Raw genomic sequence first — 15405 nt, 5'->3', positions numbered from 1 at the left:
AAAATGGAATCAGGATCATTTTTCCGCTTTCTCCCCATTAACATGACTGCCGCTATTTCAATAAAACATGGCATCAAGCTTTTAAGTATACCTTTTTGTTTATCGCATTTGCCAATACTGCGGTAAGCAAAAGGCTGTTTGCAGAGGTTTTAGATTTTAAGAACCTGGCATTAAAAGTGCAATTGGAAAGATTTTCTGTACCGAATGCTTTCATTTCCCGATTAACGGCTGTAAGAGCGGGTAATGATATAGTACAAACACCAAAAGGAGGGACCGTTATGGAACATGCAAAAGCGTTAGTGGTGAAATTTATTATGGTCGCAGTTGTGTTGGGCATCATTTTATCCGCCATCTTCAACATGCCGTTTGGCGATATGATCGCCACCAGTGTAGTGCTGACCATTCTTGCATATGTCCTGGGAGATTTGATGATTTTCAAGCGGGAAAATGAACGCGAGGAAGATACGCAAAGAAATATCATGGCGACTGTCGCGGACTTTGTTCTGGCGTACCTTGTTGTGTGGCTGATGGGACGATCACTCGCCCCGGACATGGACAATCTGTTATGGGCGGCGCTGGCTTCAAGCATCGTAATTGCAGCCGGCGAATGGTTCTTCCATAAATATTTGCACCATCTTTTCCATCACACGCCTGACCGTGAATATACCGGATACGGCGGTGACTGATTGAAAAAACGGCAGCTGATGAGCTGCCGTTTTTTCGTATTCCTATAAAAACTTACCATTCATCAATCAATCATCCAATTGTGCAAGCATCAAGTTTTTCAATCGCTGTGCACTTCTTCGGGCCAAGCAAAACTTTTATTTCCCTCACCTTACCGTAACCATTCTTGTTTTGCTTTTGTTTCCGGCTCTGTCTTTCGCGAAAATGGAAAGCTTCGTGCCTTTTTTCTGTTTGCTGATTCTTACACTGTATGCGCCTTTGGCATTTACTGTGGCTTTGCCGATCTGTTTGCTGCCGCGGTATACATAGACAACTGCTGATTTTTCCGCTTTACCCACAACATGCGTGGACTTCGTTGTGACATTGCCGGCAGTCGGCATGCCTGGTGCCGTTTTGTCTTTTACTATAACTTTTACTTTGCTGCTTTTTAAACCGGCCTCTGTATAAACATAGAGGACGGTTCCGGCTTTTTGCTTTGAAACCGGGACTTTAAAATATCCTTTCCCGTCCGCTGTGCCGCGGGCAAGTATTTTTCCGTTCTTCATAATGGCTACTTCGATCCCCGGGTCGGAGCTGCCGGAAATGGATGTGCTATTATCGCCGACAGTCCATACTTTCGGTGTTTTCGGTTGCTGCGCCTTGCCGCCGATACTTCCCGACAAGAGCGTATATGTCATATCCCGTCCTTTTCCAGACGGAACGGAAAAGCGGCTTGCTGAAGACAGCTTTTTCACAACCGCCCCGCCGCCTTTTAGCTTCAATGAACTGCCGTTGTAAGTTTTAATTCGGAGCGGCTTGAACGCGGCATCCCCTTTAAACCCGTATAATCCGTTTGTCTGCTTTAAGACGAGCGCGGCCCGGAAATCGGTCATAAACTGCCCGAAAGTCAGGTTCGGGTCAATGTATTTTCGGATCACATCCTCGATAGCTTTTTCATTTGTATTCGGATCGTCCATGATTTTTTTGAAAATGGCATCGCCTTGTCCGCATTGAATTTTCAAATACTCCATGAACAAATAGGACAAGGAATAATTGGCAAGCACATCCCCGTTACTATCCCAGTAGAGAAGCGAGTGGCCGTTTGGGATTGAAGCATCGTTGTTATAATCATCAATCCGATCGGAAAGCGGCTTTCCGGTATAAATTTGCTCTGCGGCCATGGACATCCCTTCGTCAATCCATGTATCAAACGTATCCCAATGGTGCTGGACGAACACTTTCTGGTTAAAAGAGATCATATGCTGAAACTCATGGGCGAGTGTCGAATACGCTTCGGTTACATTTTTCGATGTTCCGGTGCCCATCAGCGGGTATGTGTCAATATAAAAGATTTCCGACTTGTTGGAAGTGTCGGCATCAAAAAGGTCAAGCGGGTAAAAATAGCCAGCTACATATCCGCCTGAGCCATCAAACCCGTCCTGGATATCATAACAAAGAATATTCACTTTCCCATTTCCATCAACATCGGACGGCATGCCGAAATATTTTGTATCGAGCGCATAAATACGGTTGTCAAATTCTTTTCCAAGCTGGGCAGCCTGGGCGTCGTTCAGCTGGTTATTGTATACCCAGACATCCGCATGCGGACCGCTGTATAAAAGCTTAGCACTTATTTGATAATCTTTATTGCTGGCAAGATTGGACACCCAGAATTTTTTCGTATCTCCCACCCGGGGAAGACGGGCCCTTTTCGTATCCATGCGAACGGAATACTTCCGAAGGCTTAAATATTTTAATAGATCAAATGGCTTCTGGTAATCAATCCGGTAAACGTTGCTCTTTAACTTTTGACGGAGCGCTGCCAGGTTCACAACCTTGAAGGTGCCAGTCGGCTCTGTCGAAAGGCTTGAGGCAGACTCGTTGCTGACAAGTTTATAATAATCCTGAGCCGACGCGCTTCCGCCTGCACCGAATACCCCGGCCGGCAGTATAAACAATAGCGATAGTATAATAGGCAAGGATAATGCCCGTCTGAACATTCTCAATGAAATTCCTCCTGCACCTTTGTCCGGGCAACCCGGCAATTTTAAAAAGTTGCTTCTTTCATTCTAGCACAGCAGGCCGAATTTTGGCTGTCCGGTTCAGGAAAAAGAAGAGCGGAGTTTTTTAACCGTCCTTGTTCCCATTTGCTTGGCTGTTTCATCCTGCTGAGCGGATTCTTTTGCAACAGCAGGGGCCGTACCGCTTTTTGAAAAGACGTTTTTTGTGCAACCTTTGGGAGAATTTCTTAAGGGCCGCCCTGCACACTTTGGGGGCATGTCTGTTAAAGCAGCGGGAAATTTTTCATATTCCCGCTGGATGGTGGAGTTTTCGGCCGCGGCTGTAGCCCTGGCGCTACTGTTTCCATTTCATTTACAAAAGTCCTGTCATATGGTTCGGCTTTGTTTAACCAAGAGGATTATTTTCTAAAACGATTGTCCTGCCTCTGTTGCACTGCCCGCCTCCTCTCCCTGTTTCTCTCTTTTCAACAAAAAAGTACCCTTTTTTCTATTCAGCCGCTATATAAGGAGTGAAAGGGGGTGAGCGGGAATGGCACAAGTCCATTTAACAAGTTCCCGCATTTCATTAATCTTTGATAACGGGGTGAATGAAAATGGAAAACCGGTAACCAAAGCGAAGTCGTTCGCCAATGTGGCTGCCTCTGCAACACCCGATGCGATCCGGCAATTTGCAGACGCATATGCTTCACTGCAGCAAAAAGCGCTGGTCCGTGTAACACGCACTGACTTGAACGATATCAGTGAGTGAAATAAAAAAAGGGGGAATGGATAGATGAAAACTTTGGAACTTCAGTTTTTAACGCAGGATAACAAAACAGTGAGGGTTGCAGTCGATGAGCCGGCAGAGCCCATCGATACGGTGAAAGTGAAAAACGCCATGGCTCAGATGCTCGGCTCAGGCGTGCTGGTCAGCTCATCCGGCACGGCGCTCTCCAGCATGAAAGGTGCACGTCTTATTGAGCAAAACATTACTGAATATACACTGGCGTAATCTTTTGCCCCCGGTTCCCGTTTTCGGAACGGGGGCTCTTGATTTTAAAGGGGGAGAGGAGAAATGCATGAAATGGTGTCGCTCATCAGTGAAGTCGGGTTTCCGGTCGCTGTCACCGTCTTTTTGCTGTACCGGATTGAGGCCAAGCTTGATGCGGTGATTGAATCGATCCAAAACCTGCCGGAACGGATGAAGGGGATCTGAAAGGGAGGGGCTTATGTGCAAGCCCCTCCCTTTTTCCGGATGGATCATTTCCCGGTCCGGTCGTTATTCATTTGTTTAGTCACATACCTGCAATTGCTCCATTTCCGCAAAATCCACGCTGCAAAGGATATATTTCGACGAAGGCAGCCCACCAAGCCTGCATTTCACTTCTTCACTCATCTTCCGGTAACGCTCAGCCGCGGGCTCCCGGCTCAGACCGATTATTTTTATACAGGCTTCGCTTTCTTTAAGTTTGTAAAATGCGCCGGCAAACTGCTTCTGTTACTTCTTCTGTTGTTGCCGTTCCGCCGATGTCCGAGGCTTTGATGCCTTTTTCAATCGTCCATTCGATTGCATCCATTATCGTTTCACCCATTTCTGTTTCGCCAAAATAATCGAGCATCATTTTAGCTGTCCAAATTTGGCCTATTGGGTTGGCAATGCCTTTTCCTGCAATATCCGGCGCCGAGCCGTGGACAGGTTCAAACATGGAAGGATATTTCCCGTCCAAATTGATGTTCGCGGACGGCGCAATGCCGATACTGCCCATAATCGCGCCGCCAATATCTGTTAAAAATATCCCCGAATAAATTGCTCGCAACAATGACATCAAAAGTCTCCGGCTTCATCACCAGAAAAGCAGACAGCGCATCAATATGCATGCTGTTTACAGCCACATCCGGATAGCCAGCCTTTACCTGGCTGAACACCTCGTCCCAAAAAGGCATTGTGTGGAAAATGCCGTTTGATTTCGTTGCACTGGTCAGGCGTCGGCTGCGTTTTTGCGCCAGTTCAAACGCATATCGCATCGCCCGCTCTGTTCCTTTTCTTGTAAAAATTGCATTCTGGATCGCAATTTCGTCTTCACTGCGATGAATTCTGCCGCCAACCTCGCTGTACTCCCCTTCACTGTTTTCACGCACGACAATGAAATCAAAATCTTTCGGGTCCCTTAACGGGGACTGCAGCCCTTTGAAATACTTTGCAGTCCGGATATTCAGCACCTGTTCGAAGCCGCGCCGGATTTTCAGCAAAAGGCCCCAAAGCGACACATGATCCGGCACAAGCCTTGGATTGCCGACTGCCCCGAGAAAAATAGCCTCATAATCTTTTAAAATCTCAAGCCCGTTATCCGGCATCATTTTTCCCTGATCAAGATAATAATCACAGCCCCACGGGAACGCCGTGAACTCGAACCGGATTCCGCCATGCCGTTCCGCTGCTGCATGCAATACACGGATGGCAGCCGGCACCACCTCTTTTCCAATCCCGTCGCCCGAGATCGCCGCGATATGGTATGTTTTCATTCTAATCCCCTCCGTTAAAGCGCTCCCAATTATATTCATTTTACCATAAGCATGAAAATGAAATGCTTTATCATCCCTTAAAATCAAGATTCTTATTCCGTTGCTGCCCCCGCTGCGCCAAGCGGGTAATGATAAACAACATACGATCAACATGGTGATTTTCAGAAGATGAATGAACGGCATATCGCTTTAACCTAATGTGCCAAGCCATTGTATGGGGAAAGGTAAAAAATATAGGCAATGAGAAAACAGCTCATTGCCTTTTGATTGGCTAATTTGTACGCGAACAGATCGGGCACGCCCTCCGAATTTTTTTCGCTGGCGTTCGAGATACTTGTCACTGCTGTTTGATCACTGACTTTTTCAGCGAATGGCCGCGGGCACGCCGCTCATTCCTATTTGCATCAAATTTTTCCGGTTAACGGCAGCGGGCAGCAAACGGGCACTGCTGCCGCTATTCTCCCTTCGATTCTGCATTCCCCGGCACGCCTGTTTTCAACATTGGAAAAACAAAGCACAGCCCGATAATGAAAAACAACGCAGCAAGTTCGAAAACAGCCGTGATCGAAAACCATTCCTTCAATGCCCCCGCAAGGCTCATGGTCACCACCATGGAGCCAGTGAAAAGCGGGCTCAAAATGCCGTTCACCCTGCCAATAAAATCGGATTCCGTATTTTGCAGGATCAGCGTGTTAATGCCGATCTGGATGCTCGGCATGAAAAAGCCCGAAACGAGTTCGGCGGCGAGTGTCAACCAAAGCGAAGTCGAAGCACCGATTACCGCAAGCCCAATGGCATTTGCAAGCATACCGGTGAACAGCATTTTTTGCGGTGAAGCAGATTTTGAAAAGGCCATGGAAAAAGCCCCGCCTGTAATCATCCCAATGCCATTCACCATCACAAGCCATTGCAGGTTCTCTTTCGGCAGGCCGAGACGGTCCGTTACGAGAAAAATATTCATCGGCTGGATAAAACCGACGCCAAGCCCGGCCGCCAGAAAACCAAGTCCCAGCAGTCGCAATTCCTTTTTAGACAAAACATAGCGAATCCCGCTCTTCATTTCCTGGAAAATATTCGACACTTTTTCCTTCTTTTTCATGGCCTGGTCTTTCGGGATAAATGACAAACTCGCGGCGGAAAACAGGAAAGCGAGACCGGTTATCAAAATAGAATAATCGATTCCAAACCTTTCATAGGCAAACGTGCCGACCACCGGGCCAAGAATCATAAAAACAGCAAAAATGGTCTGGTAAACGGCCATTGCCTGCTGGATCAGGCGTTCCTCAAGATGCATTTTAAACAGTTTCATCCCGGACGGTTGCGAAAACTGCGACAAAATCGAGGAAATCAGTGTTGCAAAAAAGACGGACTGCCACGAGCCAAAAACAAGCGCGCCGATGACGCCAAAAATGGACACGGCACTCAGCAAATCACACCAAACCATTGTTTTCTTCGGCTGCCAGCGGTCCGCAAATGTGCCGCCGATAAAACTAAAAATGAAAATGGGCAGGAACTCCGCCACTGAAATCATGGAAACGGCAAACGGGTCGCCGTTTGTTTTTTCTGTCACAAACAACAGGACGGCAAAATTCCGCACCCATATGCCCACCTGCAAAAACAACGCGGATACAAATACCATCCGGACAAACCGATTTCTCAAAAGCTCTCCCACAAGCGCCCCCCTCTGGTCAAATCTGTCTCATATCGTGCCATTATCATACCGAAATTGAAAGCCTTAAGCAATACAGAAGCACCCGTGTAAAACAGAGTGCGAAAAAATGCATGCAAACTTGGGAAACGGAAGCCCGCAGGCAAAAGGTGAAAAAAATCGGCGCATTTGGCCGCGTGCTCCTTTTTTCCTTCGTCCAGTCCCTTCTCATGCCTGCACTCAAAACAGACATCTATTCTGCTTCGCCCGGGCCTGGCATTTTCATGTCTCCATACGTGCCTCTCCTCTTTTTCGTTCCCTCACGCGTCCCAATCCAAACCGTTTTTCTTGCGGCCATTTTCGCTACATTTCATTCACGCCCAATTCCTCTTCTTTTCCCCATAAATAACAAGAGAAAGGCCGGACCATTGCATAAACGAAAAATCCCCGTTAACAATTTGGAAAAACCATGATATGATAGCGATTAGATTAAATAAAAAATTCAAAGAAAAGGGTCGAAAAAATGAAGAAGAAAATATTCATCACACTCGGGATTCTCTTAGCGATCATCGTGATCGGGGGCGGAGGGTTCGCCTATTACGTCTACCATTCTGTCCAAAATGCCGCAGATAAAATGTATGACAGCAAATCCGTGAAACCATCCGAGAAAAACACTGAAAAAATCAAAAGTGAAAAACCAATTTCCATTCTTTTACTCGGCGTAGATGAGCGGGCCGGAGATGTAGGAAGATCCGATACGCTCATTATTCTTACACTGAACCCGCAAAAGAAAGCCATGCAGATGATCTCCATTCCGCGTGACACGAGGACAGAAATCGTGGGCAAGGGAACATTGAATAAGATAAATGCAGCTTATGCTTACGGCGGGCCAAAAATGGCACTGGATACGGTAAACAAATTTGCTAATTTAAACCTTGACCAGTACATACGCTTGAATATGGAAGGATTGGCTGACCTTGTAGATGCTGTCGGCGGTGTAACCGTCTACAATAAAATCAGCTGGCATGACGAAGGGTATTATAAAAAAGGCTACTATTACGCCAAAGGAAACATTACATTGGATACCGGCAAAAAAGCGCTCGGTTATGTAAGAATGCGCCACCTTGATCCTCAAGGTGACTTTGGCCGTAACCAGCGCCAGCGTGACGTCATTATGGCCGTCATTAACAAAGCGGCGACCATCCAGTCTTTCTCGCGTTATCAGGAAATCCTGGCTGCGATCCAGAACAATGTCAAAACAAACCTGACACTTGATGATATGAAAAACATCGCGATGAACTACCGCGACTGCCGCCAAAATACGACAGACTATGAAGTTAAAGGCAACAGTACAACCATTGATGGCATTTACTACCTCAATGTCAGCCAGGCAGAACGCGACAAGGTCCACAACATGGTGACCAATATGGAACAATAAAGACAGGCAGGCCCCGTTGTCCGGAGCCTGCCCTTTTCAATTTTTATTTTTGCTTTTCCTGCGGTTTTACCGGAGATCTTTCCGGCTCTATGTCTTTATGATGATGCTGTTTTTCCTGTTGTTCCGGCGAGTCGCCTTTTTTGTCCTTGTTGTAATCCATTTGGTGCCCTCCTCCCGGTTGGATTGATGTTCCTTAGCATCAATGCCTGTCTATTGTAAAAATACCCGGTAACTGCATATGCTAAACAAAGTGGAAAGGCTGCCCGCTTTGGCGGAACAAAAAATGTCTATTCGGAAAAAGCGAAGGCAATGGATCCCGATAGCTGCAACGGATAACCAGGGGCTTAGATGGAAGGTGATCCGGCCACCGCTTTTGTTTTTTACCAGCTTTCCATTCAAACGGGAGCAAAGGCAATATAACCTGTTACCTACCGCAGATTCGTGCCGGCACCTGCCCCCGGCCGGAGCGAAGGTAACCTGCACTTACAAAAGCTACCGTGGAAAACGGAACGCTCAAAACAGCCTGAACAAAACCCATATTACAAAAGCCCATACCGGAATGGACAAGCCAATGCCAATCAGACAGCCTTTCGCAAAATCTCCGTCTTTTCCATTCATCTCTTCATTTTCCTTTTTAAGTAATAGGATGCATTCGCCTCGTAAATATTTTGGCGAATAGGATGAACATTATTATAACAACCCATCTCCTTAAACCAAGTAAGTATTGACAGGAACGTACGTTTGTTTATATAATGAAAACAGGTGATCCGTATGCCGCAAATCTTAACCGAGGAAGAAGAAAAGCTGATCGAGGCATTTATCCTCCTGCCGCTTGCCAAAAGGACGCTGGAACGGGACCAGAGAGCGATCCGGGCAAGCCTGTTAAAATTTAAAGAGCCTTATCTTTTTGCGACGGACCAAATGCTCTTGCAAATTTCATCCTGCCTCGCTCAGGTCAAACGGGAAGCCGGCAGAAAAAAGATGCGCTTTTACAAACAGAACGACCTTTCCTATACCGTGTTTGTGCGCGGCTGGCGGTTTGAAAAGAATTACCACCCGCAAATAGCAGCGGAGTGGGTTAAAAACCGAATCACCAGTTTCTTCCTCCCGTTGCGCCTGCCTTTTGAAGACCGGTAAGGAGCTTGCGAAACTCAGCAGCTTCAAGGAACGCCGCCCGGGCCGTAAAGGGCGCCAAAACGCCTATTCATGAAACATTCCAGGGATACATGGGATTGAATACCGCTGATAAAACATTCCGGCATACACGGGATATTGAAGACCGCCGGGTGATAAGGAGACGCCGCCCTCTTTTTAAAGAGCGTGAAAAAAAAATCCCAATATACGAATGACAAACAGCCAGGTAAGCTTGGAGAACCCGGGAGCCCGGAACTTTTACATGCCCGGAAATCCCTTTTGCAGTTCCTCCCCGTTAAGTGCTTGTTTTCTTCCACTTTTTAAAACTTTCTTCCAGACGGGAAAACCCTTTTTTCATTTCCTCATCACTGCAGTAGGCGAAACAAAGACGGATTTTTGTGTTTCGCCCCCGCTCAAGCGTAAAGGCATCACCCGGCACAAACACGGCGCCGTCCTGTGCCGCTTTTTTCATCCATTCCGTTACACCGCCTTTTTTGACATCGATCCAGTAAAACAGCCCGCCGGCCGGTTCAGCTCCTTCCCATTGCTCCGTCTCGTGCATATGCTGTAAAAACCGTTTTGTCCAGTCTTTCCGTTTTTCATAAAAGTGTTTTTGTTTTGCAAGAATCTGCGTCCAGTTTTCGGAAGAAATGAGTTTTCCCGCCAGCATCTGGTTCATGGGCGATGTGCAGGCGTCTGTTACCTGCTTAAACTGTTCGAGTTTTTTCAGAAAGGCCGGGTGCGCGAGAATAAAGCCGGTCCGCATCGCCGGCGCCATAACTTTTGAAAAACTGTACAGGTATATGGTTCTTTCTTTTAAGGGATCGAGTTCGAACAAGGAAGGAGGGCGGCCGTGAAACAGCAGATCACGGTACGGATCATCTTCTATAATGATAAAATCATACTGGTAAGCGAGTTCAATGAGTTTTTTCCGTTTTTCGAGAGAGGTGGTGACGCCGGTTGGGTTTTGAGCATTCGGAATAATATAAAGCGCTTTCAATCTTCTTGTTTGCAATGTTTTTTCAAGAAAATCGACATCCAAACCGTCTTGTTCAAGCGGAATGCCGACCGCCTTGAGCCAGTACTGGTGCACCGCCGAAAAGGCAATGGAATACGTGTACATTTCCATTGCAAAACCGTCCCCTTCATCCAGCAGCATTCTGCAGACAAGGTCAACCCCCTGTGTATTGCCGTTTGTCGCCATGATATAGCTTTCCGGAATATTTTCCGTTTTAGAGATAACATCCACATACGGCCCAAACCCTTTTGCACTGCAATACTCATACAGGCGTGCCGGGTCTGCCTCAAAGATTTCATTCATGATGCGCTGCAGTTCTTTTTTCGGGATCATGCCGCCATTTGGCATGCCGACGCTGAAAAATACCGGATCCCGAACAGCCGGCTCGATGCTGTCCATATACACATCAATCGCATTTTCTTTAATCTTGCCGCTCAACGCTGAAAACATTTGCTTCATCGCCGCCGCACCCCGCTTTCCATTTGCTGAAAAATTGCCTATACCCTATGTATATGGGGAAGCGCGGAGGAAAGTGACACAAAAAATAAAGCATGAAATCGGACAAGAAGACAAGGTAGCAATAGTATATCCAGGCCGCATGCCCTTGTCATCCACCCGGAACATCAGCCGAGAAATTCACACCACCTCATGTTTCCAGCTGTTGTGCTTCGGTATTATCCTGTCATCGAAAGCCCGAAGTCGTACGAATCGGCGCAATACAAAAGCCTGTTCTGCTTGAAAAATCTTTCAAAGCGGAACAGGCTTTAAATTTCCTCTCATTCTCAGGTGCCAATATCAAGGGAGCCGGACTACCCCAAAACAGATCCCCTGCTGAAGATAAGGGCCGGATTTGCGTTCATGAAAACAGATTGGTTAACGCAGAAAATCCTTTAGACTGTTTTCCACAAACTGCAAATGGTCGATCATGGCCTTGCGCGCTTTTTCGCTGTCCTTTTCTTCGATGGCTACCCTGATTCTTTCATGTTGCTCATACAAGGCGCCCAATGTGGAAGGATCAGAAAAAAGAAGCATTCTGCGCGTTTCTTTCATTGCATCCTCCATCGTCTCGGCAACCTGGTTCATCAGCCCGGCAAGAATCGGATTTTGTACAGCCTGGACAATGGCAAGATGGAAGGCAAGATCTGCTTTTTCACCGAGTTCTTCGTTCCCCGTCGCCCGCTTCATATCTGCGAGCGCCTGCCTTATCCTTTCCAGATCAGCTTCGGTCCGTTTGACAGCGGCCGTGGCGGCTGCTCCGGCTTCGAGAATCTTCCGGACTTCAAGCAGATTTGCCACATCTTCCTGATTCATCAGGACTGCCTGCGAAATGGGATACGAAATCCCGCTCGCATCAAAGTTACGGACAAATGTTCCCTCTCCCTGTTTTAGCTCAATATAGCCGAGCGCCCTTAGTGACGTTAACGCTTCTCTTATAGCCGATCTCCCCACGGAAAACTTTTCTGCCAAAAGTGGCACCGGATCAAGCTTATCCCCGGGCTTAAGCTCCCCGTTTTGGATCATCTCTATCAATTCATTTGCCACTTGTTCATAAATTTTTGCAGGTTTAATTTTTTTATATTTCATGTTTTCTCCTCTTATCCCTTTTCTATATTTTATGAATAACAGCAATCCGGAAAAATAGCAAACAAAAATTTTAAAAAAAGAGTTGTTTTTTCTTTTTATTATACTTATACTTTTTAACGTGTAAACCTTATCATCTGATGACTATTTCATCTAATGACCTTAAAAATTGCAATTGGGATGGATTGGAGAAAATTTTTCAAAAAGGAGTGGAGATTGTTGGAGTACGTACAAAATTTTATTCCGCTTAAGGGGCATTTGTTTTTATCCGCACTGATTGCTGCCTTTCCGATTCTGTTTTTCTTCTGGGCACTCGCCATTAAAAAAATGGCGGCACATCTTGCAAGCCTTGCCACGCTGGTGATTGCGCTGCTGATTTCTGTAATCGTTTACAGAATGCCGGCCGTACTGCCGGTTATGTCAGCTACCCAGGGGATTGTGTATGGGATTCTGCCGATTGCCTGGATCATTATCAATTCTGTGTTTTTATATAAATTGACGGTCAAAACCGGCCAGTTTGATGTGATCCGCAACTCGGTCGTATCGATCACGGAAGACAGGAGATTGCAAGCTTTATTGATTGCGTTTTCATTCGGCGCTTTTTTGGAAGGTTGTGCCGGGTTTGGCGCGCCGGTTGCGATTACCGCTGCCCTGCTTGTCGGGCTCGGATTCAATCCGCTTTATGCAGCCGGCATCTGCTTATTGGCCAACACTGCACCGGTAGCATTTGGCGCAATCGGGTCCCCTGTAATTGCGATGGCAGGGCCGACCGGTGTTTCTGCACTGGAAATTTCAAAAATGATCGGGCGACAATTGCCGCTTATTTCCATGTTCATTCCGCTTTATCTCATCATTGTCATGGCGGGCTTTAAAAAAGCAATGGAAGTGCTGCCGGCGCTTATTGTATCAGGCTTGTCCTTTGCCTTGACGCAGTTCTTTGCTTCCAATTTTCTGGGGCCGGAACTGCCGGACGTTTTATCAGCACTCGTATCTTTGGTTGTCCTTGCCGTCTTCCTAAAATTTTGGAAGCCAAAAAACATATTCTATTTTGAGCATGAAGAGGCTGCCGCCGCGCTCGAAACGCCGCCTGTTTCCAATACAGGCAGGCAAATTGCGAAAGCATGGTCGCCATTTATTGTCCTGACGGTTTTGATCACCATCTGGGGCATCCCGCAGATCAAACTTGCGCTCACCGGGCAGTATGCCGGAGCGAACCCGGTTTTAAAGGCTCTAAACCCGATCGGCGGGGCGGCTTCGTTCAGCGGGAATGTGCCATTTTTAAACAATCATATTATCAATGGCTCGCACACCCCGATTGCGGCCATGTATAAGCTGGATCTGCTTGGCACTGCAGGCACAGCGATTTTTATCGCAGCCATTGTCACGAAGTTTCTTTTAAAAATTACATGGAAAGCCTGGTTTGCCGCATTCTTTGAAACGTTAAAAGAATTGAAGTTTCCGATTCTTACCATTTTGTTCATTGTCGGCTTTGCGTATGTCATGAATGCTTCCGGCATGATTACTACATTGGCATTGGCGCTCGCCAAAACAGCCGCTTTGTTCCCGTTTTTCTCGCCGGTACTCGGCTGGCTCGGCGTTTTCATTACCGGATCGGACACCTCGTCCAATGTTTTGTTTGGCACGCTCCAGCAAGTTTCAGCTCAGTCTGTCGGCATGAACCCGCTGCTTGCCATTGCGGCCAATTCATCCGGGGGTGTCACGGGAAAAATGATTTCTCCGCAGTCGATTGCCGTTGCCTGCGCTGCAACCGGGCTGATTGGCAGGGAAGCACAACTGCTGAGATTCACAGTCAAGCACAGTATGTTTTTGCTTTTCATCATTTGCCTGCTCACCTTCCTGCAATCCAACATCCTTTCCTGGATGGTGCCTTAATCAGGAACCCCGCTGCGGACATTTCGCGGCGGGGTGTTTTGTCTTCGGTCACAGGATTCCGGCAAGCAATTGAAGGCGCTTCCCAAATGGCAGATAGCCAGATTTTGTGTTCGATTGCAGGATTCCAGGCAGCCAGTGGGATTATGACTCGGTGGAAAACCCGTGGCGGGACGTTTTGATGAAGCTCTGTAGCGAACGGGCGGTTTTGCACGCGTATGACGGCCGATGTTTAGAAACTTTTTCGCGCGGGTATTCAAATGACAACACGAAACGAAAGGAGCATGGCCGATGCCACATACAGGTGAAACACCGGGAAAAGGCGAGTATAAATGCAAAAACTGCGGGGAACAGATTACGCTCGATGAAGATAAGGACAGGCTCCCTCCATGCCCGAACTGCCACGAAACGGAGTATACGAAAGCGTGAGAAAAACGTCATCCTATTGGATGGCGTTTTTCTTTATTTAGATATAAGTGAAATTAGAAATTTACATCTTTACGGACAGTCGGTTCATGTTCGTTTCCTTTCTTGTCTTAGTCCATCCGCATACGTTTCATCATGCCGTCCTTCTGTTTCAAAGCCATCAGCCCTTACTCCTTTTCCAACTTCTCCTTTATTTCAAGGACCTTTTTTTCGGAAAGGCCTGTTGCCTTTTTGATAAAATCAAGGGATGCCCCAAGTTTAATGAGGTTTCGGGTGATTTCTATTTTTCCTTCTTGTCTTCCTTCTCGTTTACCTTCTTGTAGTCCTTCTTTTCTCCCTTCTTCTCTTCCTTCTTTTCTCCCTTCTTCTCTTGCTTCTTGTTTTAGTTCATCTTCATACGTGATCATCGTGCCGCCCTCCTATTTCAAAGCCATCAGACCTTATTCCTTTTCCAGCTTCTCTTTTATTTCAAGGACCTTTTTTTCAGAAAAGCCTGTTGCCTTTTTGATAAAATCAAGGGATGCCCCAAGTTTAATGAGGTTTCGGGTGATTTCTATTTTTCCTTCTTTTCTCCCTTCCTCTCTTGCTTCTTGTTTTAGTTCATCTTCATACGTTATCATCATGCCGCCCTCCCAATTTTTGATTTCCTGGTTAAATTCCTTTTGGTAATGACTTTCGAGTTTTATCATGTGGTCCATGAAAATGAAAAGTGTCAGTAAATCCTTTTTATCGAGCTGTAAGCGATCTTTCATAGCGGTTAAAACCCGAAGCAACTGCTTTTTCAATTCTAATTTGGTTGGCTGTGCAGCTGTTTTTCCATACAGGGCTTTTTTTGCCGCAAGGATTACAAAAGCAAATGGATTAGTCGATTGCAACAATTCATTTTCATCTTGTTCCGCTATTTTATATACATTGTATTCATAACTCAATTTTGTCCCGAAAAAGTTGTATTCATAACGGGGTGGGGTATACGTTTCGGAGTAATCTTCGGTGTAAATCACAAGTGCAAATATCTTTTTATCATACGCGTCAAAAATCCGGTAGAAGTATTGAAACATTCTTTCCGCAAAACCAGTATCTTTCC

The 15405-nt window shown here is 46.5% G+C and carries 14 protein-coding genes and 1 pseudogene; 8 read left to right on the top strand and 7 right to left on the bottom strand.

Going from position 1 to position 15405, the window contains the following annotated elements; translation table 11 throughout:
- The first annotated feature begins 278 nt into the window (after positions 1 to 278).
- Positions 279 to 686: a YndM family protein gene (locus P9687_RS15535; RefSeq protein WP_013858443.1), complete on the top strand. Its 408-nt coding sequence runs from the start codon at positions 279 to 281 to the stop codon at positions 684 to 686.
- Positions 687 to 830: 144 nt separating this feature from the next.
- Here P9687_RS15535 and P9687_RS15530 read toward each other — a convergent pair whose 3' ends face one another.
- Positions 831 to 2669 (bottom strand): Ig-like domain-containing protein, encoded by a 1839-nt coding sequence (locus P9687_RS15530; protein ID WP_443089683.1) that lies wholly within the window; start codon positions 2667 to 2669, stop codon positions 831 to 833.
- Positions 2670 to 3213: 544 nt separating this feature from the next.
- Between P9687_RS15530 and P9687_RS15525 the strand changes: the two genes are divergently transcribed.
- From P9687_RS15525 to P9687_RS15515, 3 genes are all read left to right on the top strand, one after another.
- Positions 3214 to 3432, top strand: a complete 219-nt coding sequence (locus P9687_RS15525) for a DUF1659 domain-containing protein (RefSeq protein ID WP_017551951.1) — start codon at positions 3214 to 3216, stop codon at positions 3430 to 3432.
- 24 nt (positions 3433 to 3456) lie between these two features.
- Positions 3457 to 3675, top strand: coding sequence for a DUF2922 domain-containing protein (locus P9687_RS15520; RefSeq protein WP_035182427.1), 219 nt, complete (start codon positions 3457 to 3459; stop codon positions 3673 to 3675).
- A 63-nt stretch (positions 3676 to 3738) separates the two neighbouring features.
- On the top strand, positions 3739 to 3879 hold the full coding sequence (locus tag P9687_RS15515; protein ID WP_013858438.1) for a YvrJ family protein: 141 nt from the start codon (positions 3739 to 3741) through the stop codon (positions 3877 to 3879).
- A gap of 247 nt (positions 3880 to 4126) precedes the next feature.
- On the opposite strand, the pseudogene P9687_RS15510 reads toward P9687_RS15515, so the two are convergent.
- A pseudogene (locus tag P9687_RS15510) lies at positions 4127 to 5186 on the bottom strand (tartrate dehydrogenase).
- 454 nt (positions 5187 to 5640) lie between these two features.
- A complete protein-coding gene (locus P9687_RS15505; protein ID WP_017551947.1) occupies positions 5641 to 6858 on the bottom strand; it encodes an MFS transporter in 1218 nt (405 codons plus the stop codon).
- A 499-nt stretch (positions 6859 to 7357) separates the two neighbouring features.
- On the opposite strand from P9687_RS15505, the gene P9687_RS15500 reads away from it, so the two are divergent.
- Positions 7358 to 8272, top strand: a complete 915-nt coding sequence (locus P9687_RS15500; protein WP_017551945.1) for an LCP family glycopolymer transferase — start codon at positions 7358 to 7360, stop codon at positions 8270 to 8272.
- A gap of 771 nt (positions 8273 to 9043) precedes the next feature.
- Complete coding sequence (locus P9687_RS15495) at positions 9044 to 9409, top strand: hypothetical protein (protein ID WP_035190882.1); 366 nt, start codon at positions 9044 to 9046, stop codon at positions 9407 to 9409.
- A 292-nt stretch (positions 9410 to 9701) separates the two neighbouring features.
- Here P9687_RS15495 and P9687_RS15490 read toward each other — a convergent pair whose 3' ends face one another.
- A complete protein-coding gene (locus P9687_RS15490; protein ID WP_035190884.1) occupies positions 9702 to 10883 on the bottom strand; it encodes an aminotransferase-like domain-containing protein in 1182 nt (393 codons plus the stop codon).
- A 414-nt stretch (positions 10884 to 11297) separates the two neighbouring features.
- Positions 11298 to 12008, bottom strand: coding sequence for a FadR/GntR family transcriptional regulator (locus tag P9687_RS15485; RefSeq protein ID WP_014096073.1), 711 nt, complete (start codon positions 12006 to 12008; stop codon positions 11298 to 11300).
- A gap of 216 nt (positions 12009 to 12224) precedes the next feature.
- Here P9687_RS15485 and P9687_RS15480 point away from each other — a divergent pair, with 216 nt between their 5' ends.
- Positions 12225 to 13898 carry an L-lactate permease gene (locus P9687_RS15480; protein WP_035190886.1) on the top strand — a complete coding sequence of 558 codons (1674 nt, stop codon included), beginning with the start codon at positions 12225 to 12227 and terminating at the stop codon, positions 13896 to 13898.
- 288 nt (positions 13899 to 14186) lie between these two features.
- On the top strand, positions 14187 to 14324 hold the full coding sequence (locus tag P9687_RS15475; RefSeq protein ID WP_035190889.1) for a zinc ribbon-containing protein: 138 nt from the start codon (positions 14187 to 14189) through the stop codon (positions 14322 to 14324).
- 164 nt (positions 14325 to 14488) lie between these two features.
- Here P9687_RS15475 and P9687_RS15470 read toward each other — a convergent pair whose 3' ends face one another.
- Both P9687_RS15470 and P9687_RS15465 read right to left on the bottom strand, forming a co-directional pair.
- The gene (locus tag P9687_RS15470; RefSeq protein WP_035190892.1) at positions 14489 to 14728 is read right to left on the bottom strand and encodes a hypothetical protein; all 240 of its coding nucleotides are present in this window, start codon (positions 14726 to 14728) and stop codon (positions 14489 to 14491) included.
- A 33-nt stretch (positions 14729 to 14761) separates the two neighbouring features.
- Positions 14762 to 15405, bottom strand: a 644-nt coding sequence (locus tag P9687_RS15465; RefSeq protein ID WP_328228920.1) for a hypothetical protein, incomplete at its 5' end; no start/stop codon positions are given.

It is taken from the genome of Weizmannia sp. CD-2023 (assembly GCF_036225245.1).
Taxonomy (GTDB): domain Bacteria; phylum Bacillota; class Bacilli; order Bacillales; family Bacillaceae_C; genus Weizmannia; species Weizmannia faecalis.
This window is presented reverse-complemented; position numbering and strand designations above follow the sequence as displayed.